13 protein-coding genes are annotated in these 14,551 nt (G+C 74.1%); 4 read left to right on the top strand and 9 right to left on the bottom strand.

All coding sequences use genetic code 11. The features are described 5' to 3' along the window. Positions 1–99: 99 nt before the first annotated feature. Both AYX06_RS06850 and AYX06_RS06845 read right to left on the bottom strand, forming a co-directional pair. On the bottom strand, positions 100–759 hold the full coding sequence (locus tag AYX06_RS06850; protein WP_062735133.1) for an HAD family hydrolase: 660 nt from the start codon (positions 757–759) through the stop codon (positions 100–102). Further along, positions 756–1,469 (bottom strand): HAD family hydrolase, encoded by a 714-nt coding sequence (locus AYX06_RS06845; RefSeq protein WP_062735132.1) that lies wholly within the window; start codon positions 1,467–1,469, stop codon positions 756–758. Before AYX06_RS06845 ends, AYX06_RS06850 begins: the two co-directional genes overlap by 4 nt. Before the next feature lie 241 nt (positions 1,470–1,710). Here AYX06_RS06845 and AYX06_RS06840 point away from each other — a divergent pair, with 241 nt between their 5' ends. Both AYX06_RS06840 and AYX06_RS06835 read left to right on the top strand, forming a co-directional pair. Next, entirely contained in the window at positions 1,711–2,910 is a 1,200-nt protein-coding gene (locus tag AYX06_RS06840) for an MFS transporter (RefSeq protein ID WP_062735131.1), read from the top strand. A 9-nt stretch (positions 2,911–2,919) separates the two neighbouring features. Further along, positions 2,920–3,471, top strand: a complete 552-nt coding sequence (locus tag AYX06_RS06835; RefSeq protein WP_062735130.1) for a DinB family protein — start codon at positions 2,920–2,922, stop codon at positions 3,469–3,471. Between the two features lie 22 nt (positions 3,472–3,493). Here the strand turns inward: AYX06_RS06835 and AYX06_RS06830 are convergent, their stop codons facing one another. Next, the gene (locus AYX06_RS06830) at positions 3,494–3,922 is read right to left on the bottom strand and encodes a VOC family protein (protein WP_062735129.1); all 429 of its coding nucleotides are present in this window, start codon (positions 3,920–3,922) and stop codon (positions 3,494–3,496) included. Positions 3,923–4,217: 295 nt separating this feature from the next. On the opposite strand from AYX06_RS06830, the gene AYX06_RS06825 reads away from it, so the two are divergent. Further along, positions 4,218–4,796, top strand: coding sequence for a CDP-alcohol phosphatidyltransferase family protein (locus AYX06_RS06825; protein WP_062735128.1), 579 nt, complete (start codon positions 4,218–4,220; stop codon positions 4,794–4,796). On the opposite strand, the gene ppgK is transcribed toward AYX06_RS06825, so the two are convergent. From ppgK to AYX06_RS06795, 6 genes are all read right to left on the bottom strand, one after another. Beyond that, positions 4,793–5,629, bottom strand: a complete 837-nt coding sequence (ppgK, locus tag AYX06_RS06820; RefSeq protein WP_062735127.1) for a polyphosphate--glucose phosphotransferase — start codon at positions 5,627–5,629, stop codon at positions 4,793–4,795. The genes AYX06_RS06825 and ppgK overlap by 4 nt on opposite strands. A gap of 189 nt (positions 5,630–5,818) precedes the next feature. Next, positions 5,819–6,139, bottom strand: a complete 321-nt coding sequence (locus tag AYX06_RS06815; RefSeq protein WP_062735126.1) for a hypothetical protein — start codon at positions 6,137–6,139, stop codon at positions 5,819–5,821. Between the two features lie 602 nt (positions 6,140–6,741). Further along, positions 6,742–8,268, bottom strand: a complete 1,527-nt coding sequence (locus AYX06_RS06810) for a SulP family inorganic anion transporter (protein WP_062735125.1) — start codon at positions 8,266–8,268, stop codon at positions 6,742–6,744. A 245-nt stretch (positions 8,269–8,513) separates the two neighbouring features. Beyond that, entirely contained in the window at positions 8,514–8,882 is a 369-nt protein-coding gene (locus tag AYX06_RS06805) for a MerR family transcriptional regulator (protein ID WP_062735124.1), read from the bottom strand. Between the two features lie 45 nt (positions 8,883–8,927). Further along, positions 8,928–9,845 carry a ribonuclease Z gene (locus AYX06_RS06800; RefSeq protein ID WP_062735123.1) on the bottom strand — a complete coding sequence of 306 codons (918 nt, stop codon included), beginning with the start codon at positions 9,843–9,845 and terminating at the stop codon, positions 8,928–8,930. A 242-nt stretch (positions 9,846–10,087) separates the two neighbouring features. Then, positions 10,088–11,443: an MFS transporter gene (locus AYX06_RS06795; RefSeq protein WP_084271488.1), complete on the bottom strand. Its 1,356-nt coding sequence runs from the start codon at positions 11,441–11,443 to the stop codon at positions 10,088–10,090. 386 nt (positions 11,444–11,829) lie between these two features. Between AYX06_RS06795 and clpB the strand changes: the two genes are divergently transcribed. After that, entirely contained in the window at positions 11,830–14,445 is a 2,616-nt protein-coding gene (gene clpB / locus AYX06_RS06790) for an ATP-dependent chaperone ClpB (RefSeq protein ID WP_062735121.1), read from the top strand. Positions 14,446–14,551: the final 106 nt, after the last annotated feature.

Raw genomic sequence — 14,551 nt, 5'->3', positions numbered from 1 at the left:
AACGGGCCCTCGTCGTCGTCCGGCGGGGCGTCACCCGGAAGTCCGGCGGGGCGTCACCCGGAAGTCCGGCGGGTCGTCACCCGGAAGCCCGGCGGATCGTCAGACGGAAGGAGCCAGCCCGCGCAGGAACGCCAGGGTGACGTCGGTGTGGGCGTCCACGGGGACGAAGCCGGGCGCGGGCTCCACGGGCAGCTCCCCGGGCACCACGACCACCGGCATCCCGGCGGCCGCCGCGCTCGCGGCCCCCGTCTGAGAGTCCTCGACCGCCACGCACTGCGCGGGGTCCACGCCCAGCCGCCGGGCCGCGAGCAGATAGGGCTCCGGGTGCGGCTTCGCGTGCTCCACGTCCTCCTGGGACACGACCACCCGCAGCACCTCCGGGGCCCCGGACGCGGTGCCCTGCGCGACCACGGTCAGCGCGTTGGTCACGACGGCACCGGGGATGCCGGCCCGCCCCAGCTCGTCCAGCAGCGCCCGCATGCCGGGCAGGAACGGGACCTCGCCCGTGAGGGAGTCGGCCACCTCCTGGCCGAGCTCCGCGGTGATGGCCTCCACGGTGCCCGCGGCCCCGCGCTCGACCATCAGCCGCGCCGAGGCGGGCACGGTCCGGCCCAGCGTGGCGTGGTCGTCCTCGGTGCTCCACCCGACGCCGTACCGGGCGGCCACCGCCCGCTTGGCCACGGCCCACTGGGGCTCCGAGTTCACGAGGGTGCCGTCGTGGTCGAAGAGCACGGCGGCGGGAAAGACGGGGGAGCTCACGGGCGGGCCTCCTGGGCGGGGTGGAAGGGCGACGACGGGGACTGCGGGTCCAGCGAGCGCAGCAGCGCCAGGGTCAGCTCCCGGTGGGAGCGCAGGTGCAGCAGTCCCGGACCGGGCTCCACCGCCTTCTCCCCGGGCACGACCACCGTGGGCATGCCCGCGGCGACCCCGGCGGCCGCTCCCGCGGGGGAGTCCTCCACCACCACGCACCGCGCCGGGTCCACTCCGAGCCGGCGTGCCGCCGTGAGGTAGGCGTCCGGGTCCGGCTTGGGGCGCACGCCGCGGGCGTAGTCGTCGGTGCCCACGGTGGTCCGGACGAGGCCCGGTGGGGCCGCCGCGGCGGTGTGCCGGGCCAGCGCGGAGCTCGCGTTGGTGACGATCGCCGCGGGGATCCCCGCGTCCGCCAGCTCCGTGAGCAGCTCCCCGATCCCGTCGATGAAGGTCAGCTCCGTCCCCTCCAGCACCCGCACGCTGTGCTCGAAGATCGCCCGGAACATCTCGTCGTCGTCGAGCGGCACCCCGATCTGCCGCATGCGGTCGATCGTGGCGGCCACGGGGCGGCCCAGGGTGTCGTCGGTGTCCTGCGGGGTCCAGATCCGGCCGTGCTCGGCGGCGAGGTCCTGCTTGGCCCGGTCCCACAGGGGCTCGGTGTCGACGAGCGTCCCGTCGTGGTCGAAGAGGACGGCGTGCGGGAAACCGGGGGAGGACATGCGCCCCAGCCTACCGGGAGGCCCCCGGCGCTCCCGTGGTGGGCGCCGGCGCGGGTGGAGACGGCCGCCCGCATAGACTGGCGCGCGTGCCGCGCCCCCTCGACCCCGCTCCGCCGTGTCCGGGCGCCCTCCTGCGCGGCGGAGCGCCGGCCCAGGGCGGGGACACAAGCTGGACCGTGGGCGGGCACACAAGCCGGGCTCCGGGCGGGACCACGGGCCGGATCCCGGGCCGGCGGGGCCCGTGACCCGGGCCGACCGCCTGGCCGGGTCCTACGCGCAGATGCTCCGCCGACCCTGGTCCCGGTCCCTGATGCTGCTCGGCCTGGTGGCCAAGCTGCCCATGGCGATGGTCTCGCTGGCCCTCGTGCTCAGCGTCAACGCCGTGCACGGGCGTGAGCTGGCCGGCTGGTCCGCGGCGGTGCTCGCCCTGGCCCTCGCCGTGACGGGTCCCGCCCGTGGCCGGTGGGTGGACCGCTCGGGGCCGCGCACGGCGATGAGCGTCCTGGGGCTGGCGCAGGCCGCCGCCCTGCTGGGGCTCTGGGCCTCCCTGGCCGAGGCTCCCACGGCGGTGGTCCTGCTGTGCGCCGCCCTGACCGGCGCCCTCACCGCCCCGGGCACCTCGGTGCTGCGCAGCCTGTGGAGCATGCGCGCCCCGTCGTCGTCGTTCGGGCACGCGGCCCAGGCGTGGGAGTCCGTGACCCTGGACGTGGTCTTCATCCTCGGCCCCGCCGCCGTGGCGGCCGTGGCGGGATGGACGGCGCCCCGGCACGCGCTGCTCGTGGTCGCGGTGCTCGGGGCGACCACGTCCGTGCTGCTGGCCCGCGTCGCGGGCGCCCACTGGCGGATCCCGGTGCGTCCGGCGGCGCCGCACCCCCTGCCGCTGCGGCTGCTGCCCGTCGTCGCCCTCGCGGGCGGGAGCGTGGGAGCCATCACCACCGCGGAGATGGCCGCCGTGGGCGTCGCCGCGGAGGCCGGACGCGAGGCCCAGGCAGGCCTTCTCGTGGCCCTGCTCTCGGCGGGCTCGATCCTCGGCGGTCTCGTCTACGGGCGCACCGACCCGCCCGGCTCCCGGATCGCCCACATCCACGCGGCGGCGGCCGTGTGGGTGCTGGGCTGCCTGCTCGGAGCGTGGCGGGGCGGGCTCGTGTGGTCCGCGGTGGCCCTGACCGTGGCGGGGCTGGGCCTGGCGATCGTCATCACCGCGCAGTACGGCCTCGCCGCGGCCCGGGCGCCGGAGAGCCGGCGGACCGAGGTGTACTCGTGGATGGCCACCGCCGGACAGATCGGTGCGGCGGTGGGGGCGGCGGGCTCCGGCTACCTGGACGGCCGGCAGTCCTTCCTGCTCAGCGCGGCCCTGATGGCCGTCGCCTCCGTGCTGGCCGCGGTCTCCGGGATGCCCCGTCCGCGCCGGGTCCTCGCCTCGCGCCGGAGCCCCGGGTAGATTGGCCGCATGACCGCCGAGCGCCCCGAGGCCCCCGACATCTCCCCGGTCCCGCCCGAGACCAGGGACTGGACCGTGGTGATCGACCAGGGCTGCGCCGAGTGCGGCTTCGACCCGCAGCTGGACGTCTCCGCCACCGGCGAGCTGGTGCGGAGCACGGTCGACCGGTGGGTCGCCGTGCTCGAGCGCCCCCGGCTCACCGAGCGGCCGCGCCCGGGCACGTGGTCCCCGCTCGAGTACGCGTGCCACGTCCGCGACCTCAGCCGGGTCTTCCGCGAGCGCCTGCGGCTCATGCTCGACGAGGAGGACCCGGTCTTCCCCGACTGGGACCAGGACGCCGTCGCGGTCCAGGAGCGCTACAACGAGCAGGACCCGTACGAGGCCTCCGGGGAGATCGCCCAGGAGCTGCGCGCCACGGCGGACGCCTTCGACGCGGTGTCGGGGGAGCAGTGGACCCGGACGGGCCGCCGCGGGGACGGCACCGAGTTCACCGTGGCACGCCTCGCGGTGTACTTCCGGCACGACGTCGAGCACCACCTGCGCGCCGACGTCCGCGGCTGAGCGCCCCGGCCGGGCGCCGGGCTCAGCCCAGGCGCACGGTCCCGTCGTCGTCGATCCGCCATCCGGGGTTGTGCGCGATCTCCCACACGACGCCGTTCGGGTCCGCCACGTGCGCGTGGAACACGCCCCCGAAGGGCCCGTGGCGCGGGCTCGTGAGCACGGTTCCGCCGGCCGCCGTCATCGCCGCGACGGCCGTGCGCACCTCGTCCTCGCCGGCCACGTTGTGCGAGAGCGTCACGCCCTGCGCGGACGGCGTCCCCGTGCGGCCGAGGTCCTGGGCGAAGGACGCGGCGTCGAACAGACCCAGCACCGTGCCGGGGGCCGTCTGGAAGAAGAGGATCTCCCCGGGGACGTCCAGCAGCGGCTCCCAGCCGAGACCGTGCACGTAGAACCGCCGTGCGGCGTCGAGGTCCGGGGTGGCCAGGGTGACGAAGTGCACGCGCGGGTCCACGGAAGTCTCCTCGGGGTCCGGGGCGCAGTCCGGAGCGGGCTCCGCCTCACCCGCCCAGCGTAGCCCGCAGCCGCTGGGCGACGTCAGCCCGGGGCGCGGCCCCGCCGGTGGACGTCACATGGTCCGGGCCCCGGTGGACGACGACGTCGCCGATCGCTCCGCGGGCCCGGGAGGAGACGGTGCGGTGGCGCCGCGGTGCCGTGTCGGCACCGCGACGGGCTACCCTCGGAAGCAGCGGGGGCGGGCCCGGCCCGCCCGAGCGGGGCGACGGACGGACGGACGGACGGGAGGCCGGATGGCACAGCACCAGGACGAGGTGGAGCCCGCGGAGTCGCCGTACTACCACCGCGTGGTCACGGTGCCCAACGTGGTCTCGGTGGTGCGCTTCGCACTCATCGTCCCGGCCGTGCTGGCCGTGCTGGACATCGACGAGCAACCGGTCCGGGCGCTGGTCCTGGTGGCCCTCTTCTCCCTGACCGACTGGGTCGACGGCACCCTGGCCCGGGCGCTGCGGCAGCGCAGCCGGGTCGGGGAGGTGATGGACCCCATCGCGGACCGGCTGGGGACCGTGGCGATCGCGGTGGCCGCCAGCGTCGTCGGGCTCTTTCCCTGGTGGGTCCTGGTGGTCATCGCGGTGGTGGACGTCGTGGTGGGCATCGCCACGCTGGTGCGCGGTTCCCTCGGCGCGCTGCGGGTCACCACGGTCGGGAAGGCCAAGACGGCCCTGCTCATGGTCGGGACCGTGCTCGTGCTGGCGGGTCCGGCGTGGTCCAGCCCCGAGGTCACCGACGTGGGCCGCGTGCTGGTCCAGATCGCCGCGGTCCTGCACGCCCTGGCGGGGATCCAGTACTTCCGCCAGGCCCTCCGGCGCTAGGCCTCCGGGGGCGGCAGGGCCAGGTAGGCGTGGCGGGCGGCGCCGATGATGCCGGCCGCGTCCCGCAGCTCGGCGGGCACCACGCGCGTGTCCAGTCGCAGCAGCGGGAGGAACAGCTCGTGCTGGGCGGAGATGGCGCCGCCCACGATGATCAGGTCGGGCGAGAAGAGGAACTCGAGGTGGGCCAGGTACTCCTGGAGACGCTCGGCGTAGACGGGCCAGTCCAGTCCCTCGCGCTCGCGGGCCAGGGCGGAGGCGCGCACCTCGGCGTCCACGCCCCGCAGCTCCAGGTGGCCCAGCTCCAGGTTGGGCACCAGCCTCCCGTCCACGATCAGTGCGGAGCCGATCCCGGTGCCCAGGGTGATGAGCAGGACGGTACCGGCGCTCCCGCGGCCGGCGCCGTAGCGGACCTCGGCGAGCCCCGCCGCGTCGGCGTCGTTGATGACCTGCACGGTGCGGCCCAGCGTCCCCGTGAGGAAGCGGCGGACGTCCAGCCCGATCCAGGCGTCGTCGATGTTCGCGGCCGAGCACGCCACGCCCTGGCGGAGGATCGTGGGCAGCGCCACCCCCACGCTGGCCTCGGGATCCGGTGCGCTCGGCCCCTCGGACAGCTCGGCCACGACGAGCTCGAGCTGCGCGGCGACGGCCTCCGGGGTGGCGGGCTCCGGAGTGGGACGCTGGAGCACCGGGGTGGTCAGCGAACCGTCGGCCATGTCCACGGCGGAGTACTTGATCCGGGTGCCGCCGACGTCCACGCCGATGTGGTGGCGGTGCAGGGTCGACCAGCCGGTCGAGGCGGGCGTGGGGGCGGAACGGGGCGAGGAACGGACCATCCGACATCCTAGGGTCGAGGTGGGAGCACGCGGCGACGGACCGTGCCGACCGGTTCGACCCGCTCCACCGGAGGCGGGCCGCCGACGTGGCGGCACCCGGCCCATTCTGCCACTGCCTCCGCACGGTGCCCGGGCGATCCCGTTCCGGTCCCGGGCTGCCGGACCCAGGACTCCGCGGACTCGCGGTCCTCAGCTGAGAGGGCCGGGGCCCGGCCTCCGGCCGGTGCCGGGTGACCCGGCGTCGCCTCGTGAGCCCTGGAGCTCCCAGGAGAAGGGGGCCCGGGCGGCGGTCGTGCCGCCGGCCAGCTCGTTGACCGCGCAGGTGATCAGGTCCCGGTGGCCCGACGGCAGCTGCAGGCACTCGTGCAGGTACGCCTCGATCTCCAGGGCACCGACCTCACCGCCGAGCTCGAAGTACTGCCACCACAGCTGGTCCGTCGCCAGACCGGCCTGCTCGGCGGCCCGGCGGGCCAGGCGGGCCTGCACGGCTGCGGCGGTGTCGTCGTGCATGGAACCCCCTGGGTGCGGTCGCTTCGGGGACGGCCCCGGGCCGGGCGCGACGCTGCGCAGCGGCCCGGGCCGTCTCGGCGGCGGTGCAGCGGCACCACCGCGATCCATCGTCACCGGCGCTCCACAGGGTGGCCACCCTCCTCCCCGCGGCGGTGCGTTTTCCGGACCGGGGGTGCTCTCCTCGGACCACGTGCACCACCTGCAGCGCGGCAACCGTCCGGACTCGGAAGCGTGGGGAGGTCGTCAGCGGGGGCCCGCGGGGACGGCGGTCCTCGACGACAGGCCTGCCCGGCGGTTCTCGTCGACCGGTTCCCGGTGCCGCCCCACAACAGGGGGAGCGGGGCGGCCCCCCAGCCTGCCCCGCTCCCTGCTGCTCCCCTCCGCGGACCGATTCTCGACGACGCCACGGACCTTCCGGATCCGGGACGCCCCACCGGTCGACGCTGTGGGAGCCGGGGGATGGTCCTGTACCGACCACAGAATCCCCTCGTGAGAAGCAAGAATGCTCGCTTCCCGGCCCTTCGGCAACAACCCCGGTGTGAGCTGAGTCACATGCAGACACAAAGGGTTGTCATTGCAAATGCCCGGCCCTCAGGCGGCGCTCAGTGCCCGCCGCCGTTGAGCATCCCGCCCAGGCGCACCCGCATCCGGCGGCTGGCCTGGTTCAGGCCCACGACCCGGACCTGCTTGCCGTAGTGGGCGTACTTGTCGGTCACCGAGTCCAGGGCCGCGACGGTGGACGCGTCCCACAGGTGGGAGTCCGACAGGTCGATGACCACGTGCCCGGGGTCCGCGGCGTAGTCGAACATCGTGTAGAGGTCGTTGGAGGACGCGAAGAACAGCTCCCCGTGCACCGTGTAGACGGCCGTCTCCCGGCCGCTGCGCTGCTCGAGCTCCCGGTCCACGCTCACGAAGTGGGCGACCCGGCGGGCGAAGGCGACCATGGCGACGAGCACCCCGACGACCACGCCCAGGGCGAGGTTGTGGGTCCACACGGTCACGACCACGGTCGAGAGCATCACGAGGGTCTCCGGCAGCGGCATCCGGGACAGGGTCGCGGGGCGGACGGAGTGCCAGTCGAAGGTGGCCCACGACACGAAGATCATGATCGCCACCAGCGCGGCCATCGGGATCACCGCGACGACCTGGCCCAGGGTGACGACGAGGATCAGCAGGAAAACCCCGGCGAGGAAGGTGGAGATCCGGGTTCGGGCGCCGGAGGCCTTGACGTTGATCATGGTCTGGCCGATCATCGCGCAGCCGCCCATTCCGCCGAAGAGGCCCGAGACCACGTTCGCCACGCCCTGGGCCCAGGACTCCCGGGTCTTGGGGGAGGGCGTGTCGGTGATGTCGTCGACGAGCTTGGCCGTCATCAGCGACTCCAGCAGTCCCACCACGGCCATGGTCAGCGCGTACGGGGCGATGATCTGCAGGGTCTCCAGGTTCAGCGGGACGTCGGGGACGAACAGCGAGGGCAGGGACTCGGGCAGCGCGCCCTTGTCGCCCACCGTGGGGACCTCGGTGCCGAAGGAGACCACGAGCACGGTGATCACCACGATGGCCACCAGCGGTGCCGGCACCGCCCGGGTGATCCGCGGGAGGAGGAACACGATGGCCAGGCCCAGCAGCGTGAGGGGATACACCGCCCAGGGCACGCCGATCAGTTCCGGGATCTGCGAGCTGAAGATCAGGATGGCCAGCGCGTTGACGAAGCCCACCATGACCGAGCGGGGGACGAAGCGCATCAGCCGCGCCGCGCCGATCAGGGCCAGCGCCACCTGGAAGAGTCCGGCCAGGATCACGGCGGCGATGAAGTAGTCGATGCCGTGGGAGGCCATCAGCGGGGCGATGACCAGGGCCACCGCGCCGGTGGCGGCGGAGATCATCGCCGGACGGCCGCCGAGGACCGCGGTGGTGACGGCCATGGTGAAGGACGCGAACAGGCCCACCCGCGGATCGACCCCGGCGATGATCGAGAACGCGATCGCCTCCGGGATCAGGGCCAGGGCGACCACGAGTCCGGCCAGGACCTCGGTCTTGAGGTGGCGGGGGGAGCGGAGGGTGCGACGGACGGACTGGCGCTGCTCGGGGGTCAGCGCCGGGGCGGGGCCGGCGGTCGTCGTGGCCATGGGAAGGCTCCGTTCATGAGGGCAGGAGAGCGGAAGGGCGCAGGGGCGGAGTGCACGAGGGCACGCGGATCCCCGGGTGGCGTGCAGCCACGGGGAGGGGGGGTGCGCAGCGGCGGTGGCCGGGCACGGTGCGGTCCGGCGTCCGTGCAACCCTAACCTAGCGTAAGGGTAGAGTGCGCCCCGGGTCGTCCGAAGTGACCGATCGCACGTGCGGTGGGGGCGGGGCTGTCCGACGACGGGGGCCGTCACCGGCCGAGGCGGTGCTCCAGCATGGCGATGAACTCGTCCGCCTGGGCCAGCTTGCGGGCCAGCTTGTCCCGTTCCGGCCGCGCGCGTTCCAGGTATTCCGCGAGCCGCTCCGGGGAGGCCGGCTCGGCCCCGAGCAGCTCCAGGAGCTCGGCCATCTCCTCCAGGGTGAACCCCAGCGGCTTCATCTGCCGGACGACCAGCAGTCGCTCCACGTCCTGCTCGGTGTACACGCGGAAGCCGCCCTCCGTGCGCGAGGCCGGCAGCAGGCCCACGTCGTCGTAGTGACGGATCGTGCGCAGGGACAGGCCGGTGCGCTCGGCGAGCTCGCCGATCTGCATGGTGCCTCCGCGAACACGGTGCGGCATGGGGTGACCTCCAGGAAGTGCGGGACCCCCGAGTCTAGCAATCCGTCACGGGTGTCCCTGGGGTCCCGCTCCGGACCGGCCGGGGCGGCGCGGCGGCAGCGGGAACCGCTCGAGGTCCTGGGCCGCCCGCACGGTGGCGGCCCCGGCGCGCCGGCGTGCCTGCTCCGCGAGCGGGGCGACGTCGGGGTAGCGCGACGAGAAGTGGGTGAGGACCAGCGTCCCCGCGCCCCCGGAGGCCGCGAGCGACCCGGCCTGGCCGGCGGTGAGGTGACGGTACCGCGCGGCGAGAGCGGCGTCCTCGTCGGCGAACGTGGACTCGGCCAGGAGCAGGTCGGCGCGCTCGGCGAGCTCCTCCGCGCCCGGGCACGGCGCCGTGTCCATGACCACGGCGACGCGCCGGCCGGGGCGGGGGACGCTCACGTCCTCGAGGCGCACGCCGTGCAGCCGGCCCTCGCGCTGCAGCCGGCCGACGTCCGGGCCGGCGATCCCGGCCGCCGCGAGCCGCTCCGGGAGCATCGTGCGGCCGTCCGGTTCGGCGAGCCGGTACCCGTAGGTCTCCACGCGGTGGTGCAGGGGGCGGACCTCCAGGCCGGTGGCCACGGCCCCCGGGCCCCCGTGCGGGTGCAGCCGCAGGTCGAGGCCGGGGGTCGCGAGGGAGACGAGGGCCCGGACCACCTCCTCGCCGGAGGCCGGGTAGTGCAGGTCCACCGGGTGCTCCACGCCGTCCAGGACCATGCGCGAGAGCACCCCGGGCAGTCCGTAGCAGTGGTCACCGTGGACGTGGGTCAGGCAGATCCTCGTCACCTGCGCGGCGGAGACGCCCGCGTGGATCATCTGCCGCTGGGTCCCCTCCCCGGGGTCGAAGAGCAGGCCCGCTCCGTCCCAGCGCAGCAGATAGCCGTTGTGGTTGCGGGTGCGGGTGGGCACCTGGGAGGCGGTGCCGAGGACGACGAGCTCACGCATGGCACCGAGTGTGCCACCGTGCCGTGGCACGGTGGCACGGTGGCACGGTGGCACGGTGGCACGGTGGCACGGTGGCACGGCGGCGCGGTGGCACGGACCGCTGGGTCCGGGTCACGGAGCGGGGAGCACCGGGTGTCGGGTCCCGGGCCGGGCGGGCCGCGCCGGTGAGAGGCATCCCGTGCCGCCGCGGGGTGCGCGACGGTCCCGGGGGCGAGGCGGCCGCCCCCGGGACCGTCCCGGGGTCACTGCGGGACGAGCTCGCTCCAGGAGGTGGAGCGGGAGCTGCTCGCCGGGGCCGGGCCCGGCGGCGCGGTCTCGGGCAGGAGCACCACGAGCGTCCCGAAGGTCCGGGCGGGCCAGGCGGAGACGGCTCGCGCCGGGGTCCTCGCCGGAGCGTCACCGGAGCGCTGCATCCGCACGGCGTAGGCCAGGATGAGCAGGCCGGCCAGCGCCAGGCCCACACCGACCCAGGCCGGGGCGCGGTAGCCCCACCCGGCGGAGATCACGGCCCCGCCGAGGAAGGCGCCCATCGCGTTGGCCAGGTTGAAGGCGGCGTGGTTCATGGCCGCGGTGAGGGAGGGGGCGTCCTTGGCCTCGCGCAGCAGGCGCATCTGCAGGGACGTGGTGAACACGGACCCCATGATGCCGATCCACAGCACACCGAGCACGGCCGCGACGGCCCACTGGGCGAAGAGCCCGAAGAACACGAGCGCCACGGCGGAGACGGCGCCGGCGCCCAGGACGGTCTTCTCGATCGAGCGGTCCACCAGCGGGCCCACCAGGAGCGAGCCCAGGGTCATGCCCACGCCGAACACGGCCAGCACCCACGGCACCGCCGAGATGCTGAGGCCGGTGAGCTCGGTGAGGGTGGGGGAGATGAAGGTGTAGACCGCGAACATGCCGCCGAACCCCACGGTCCCCGCGATGAGGGTCAGGGTGACCTGGGGACGGCCCAGGGCCCGGATCTCCCGAGCGACGGAGACGCCGCCGCCCTGCCGGGTCTTGGGCACGAACACGGCCAGGGCCGCGACGGTCAGCAGGCCGATCAGGACCACCAGGCCGTAGCCGGAGCGCCAGCCCAGCGCCCCGCCCAGGGCGGCGGCCAGCGGGACGCCCACGATGTTGGCCACCGTCAGGCCCAGGGCGACGCGGGCCACCGCGGTGCCGCGCCGTTCGCGCGGCACGAGGGAGGAGGCCACCACCGCGGCCACCCCGAAGTAGGCGCCGTGGGGCAGGCCGGAGAGGAACCGGGCCACGTAGAGCCAGTCGAGGGTGGGGGCCGCTGCCGACAGGGCGTTGCCGACCGTGAAGGCCGCCATCAGCCCGAGGAGCAGGGTCTTGCGCTCCACCCGGGAGGTCAGGGTGGTGATCAGCGGTGCGCCGACCACCACGCCCAGGGCGTAGAGCGAGATGGAGTGGGCCAGGGCGGGGATCGAGGCGCCGAAGTCCTCGGCGATGAAGGGCAGCAAGCCCATCGAGGCGAACTCGGTGGTGCCCACGCCGAAGCCCCCGAGGGCGAGGGCGAGGATGGCGAACCGGGTGCCGGTGGGTCCAGGGGCGTTGATCACCTGGAGCACCGCAGTGCGAGGTGCGGACATGGCGGGTCCTTCCGGATGGAACAGGAACAGGGAGGAAGGCGCGTCGTCGAGCCGGACTGGATGAAGCATCGACACTACGGAGAAAGTCGGCGGCGCCCAAGGGTTCCGGCGTGTGATCTTGGACAAATCGCCGGGCGTGTGATAGGCGTCGCTCCGGTCGGTGAGTGCCACCACCAGCGCCCCCGTCCGGTGCGGTGCAGTGCCTGCCAGGCCGGCGCCCCGCACGGCGTGGCTGCAGGCGGTGCCGGAGGGTCGGCGTCCCGGGGAATATGTGCTGGCCGCCCAGAGTTGAGTGACGTAGACTCAGGTTAGCTGAACTGCCCGACCGCACTCCGAGGCGAGAGGCGCCCGGGTCGGTTCGCCCCGAACGTTCACAAGGAGCCGCTGTGGAGACCAAGTTCACCACCAAGTCGCAGGAGGCCCTCGCCGCCGCCTCCACCAACGCCTCGACCGCGGGCAATCCGCAGGTCGAACCCGCCCACGTCCTCAAGGCCCTGATGGACCAGCGCGAGGGCGTGGCCGTCGCCGTCCTGAAGGCCACCGGCGCCGACGTCGACGCCGTGTCCGCGCAGGCCAGCGCCGCCATCAAGGCCCTGCCCTCGGCGTCCGGCGCCTCGACCGCCCAGGCCCAGTTCAACCGCGGGGCGCTGCAGGTCATCCAGGCCGCGGAGCAGTTCGCCAAGTCCCTGGGCGACGAGTACATCTCCACGGAGCACCTCCTGTACGGCCTCGCCCAGCAGGAGGGCAGAGTCGGCGAGATCCTGCGCTCCGCCGGCGCCGGCCCCGACCAGCTCAAGACCACCATCCCGTCCGTGAGAGGAGACCGCCGGGTGACCACCCCCGACCCCGAGGGCACCTTCCAGGCGCTCGAGAAGTTCGGCACCGACCTGACCGCGATGGCCCGCGAGGGCAAGCTCGACCCCGTGATCGGGCGCGACTCCGAGATCCGCCGCGTGGTCCAGGTCCTGTCCCGCCGCACGAAGAACAACCCCGTGCTCATCGGCGAGCCCGGCGTCGGCAAGACCGCCGTGGTCGAGGGCCTCGCCCAGCGCATGGTCGCCGGCGACGTCCCCGAGTCCCTGCGGGACAAGACGCTGATCTCCCTGGACCTCGGGTCCATGGTCGCCGGCGCCAAGTACCGCGGCGAGTTCGAGGAGCGGCTCAAGGCCGTCCTGGAGGAGATCAAGCAGTCCGAGGGGCGGGTCGTCACCTTCATCGACGAGCTGCACACCGTCGTCGGCGCGGGCGCCGCCGAGGGCTCGATGGACGCGGGCAACATGCTCAAGCCCATGCTCGCCCGCGGCGAGCTGCGCCTGATCGGGGCGACCACCCTGGACGAGTACCGGGAGAACATCGAGAAGGACGCCGCCCTGGAGCGCCGGTTCCAGCAGGTCTACGTCGGGGAGCCCTCCGTGGAGGACACCGTGGCCATCCTGCGCGGGCTCAAGGAGCGCTACGAGGCCCACCACAAGGTCCAGATCGCGGACTCCGCCCTCGTCGCGGCCGCGGCGCTGTCCAACCGGTACATCCCGGGCCGCCAGCTGCCGGACAAGGCCATCGACCTCGTCGACGAGGCCGCGTCCCGGCTGCGCATGGAGATCGACTCCGCCCCGGAGGAGATCGACCAGCTGCGCCGCGCCGTCGACCGGCTGACCATGGAGGAGCTCGCCCTGGAGCGGGAGACCGACCCGGCGTCGGTCGAGCGGCTGGCCGCGCTGCGCCAGGAGCTGGCCGACAAGCGGGCCGAGCTGGACGCCCTCAACGCCCGCTGGGAGGCCGAGAAGGCCGGGCTCAACCGCGTCGGCGACCTCAAGGAGCGGATCGACAACCTGCGCTCGCAGGCGGAGATGGCCCAGCGCCAGGGCGACCTCGCCGAGGCGTCCCGGCTGCTCTACGGGGAGATCCCCGCGCTGCAGAAGGAGCTCGACGTCGCCCAGGAGCAGGAGGACAGCTCCGCCCCGCACGACACCATGGTCTCCGAGGAGGTCACGGCCGACGACGTGGCCGAGGTGATCTCGGCCTGGACCGGCATCCCCGCCGGGCGCATGCTGCAGGGCGAGACCGAGAAGCTCATGCACATGGAGGAGCTGCTCGGCAAGCGGCTCATCGGCCAGCACCGGGCGGTGCAGGCGGTCGCGGACGCCGTGCGCCGCTCGCGCGCGGGCATCTCCGACCCGAACCGGCCGATCGGCTCCTTCCTGTTCCTGGGCCCCACCGGTGTGGGCAAGACCGAGCTGGCGAAGTCGCTGGCGGAGTTCCAGTTCGACGACGAGCGCGCCCTGGTGCGGATCGACATGTCCGAGTACGGCGAGAAGCACACCGTCTCCCGGCTGGTCGGTGCCCCTCCGGGCTACGTCGGCTACGAGGAGGGCGGCCAGCTGACCGAGTCGGTGCGACGCCGGCCGTACTCGGTGGTCCTGCTCGACGAGATCGAGAAGGCCCACCCGGACGTCTTCGACATCCTCCTGCAGGTGCTCGACGACGGGCGGCTCACCGACGGCCAGGGCCGGACCGTGGACTTCCGCAACGTCATCCTGATCCTCACCTCGAACCTGGGCAGCCAGTTCCTGGTGGACCAGACGATCGACCAGGACGCCAAGCGGGAGGCGGTGATGAACGTGGTCAACGCCTCGTTCAAGCCCGAGTTCCTCAACCGGCTCGACGACGTCATCCTGTTCGACCCGCTGTCCACGGCCGACCTGTCGAAGATCGTGGACATCCAGGTCGCCCAGCTGGCCGACCGGCTGGGCCAGCGGCGCCTGAGCCTGGAGGTCACCCCGGCGGCGACCGAGTGGCTGGGCATCACCGGCTACGACCCCGCCTACGGCGCCCGGCCGCTGCGCCGGCTGGTGCAGCGCGAGATCGGGGACAAGCTCGCCAAGGCGATCCTGTCCGGGACGGTCGTGGACGGCGACACCGTGCGGGTGGACGTCAACGCGGACGTCGTGGCGGACGGGCTGACCGTCAGCGCGGTCCGCGAGGAGGCCCACGCCGCGGGCTGAGCCCGAGGGGCGGCCGTTCCGGGCCACGGGCCGGGACCGGGGGAGACCCGGTCCCGGCCCGCCCCGCGCGGTTCCGGACCCGGGGCCCGGCCCTCTCCCGTGAGGT

Source organism: Kocuria turfanensis (genome assembly GCF_001580365.1).
GTDB lineage: Bacteria > Actinomycetota > Actinomycetes > Actinomycetales > Micrococcaceae > Kocuria > Kocuria turfanensis.
Note: the sequence above shows the minus strand (reverse complement) of the source record. Positions and strands in the feature narration are given on the sequence as shown.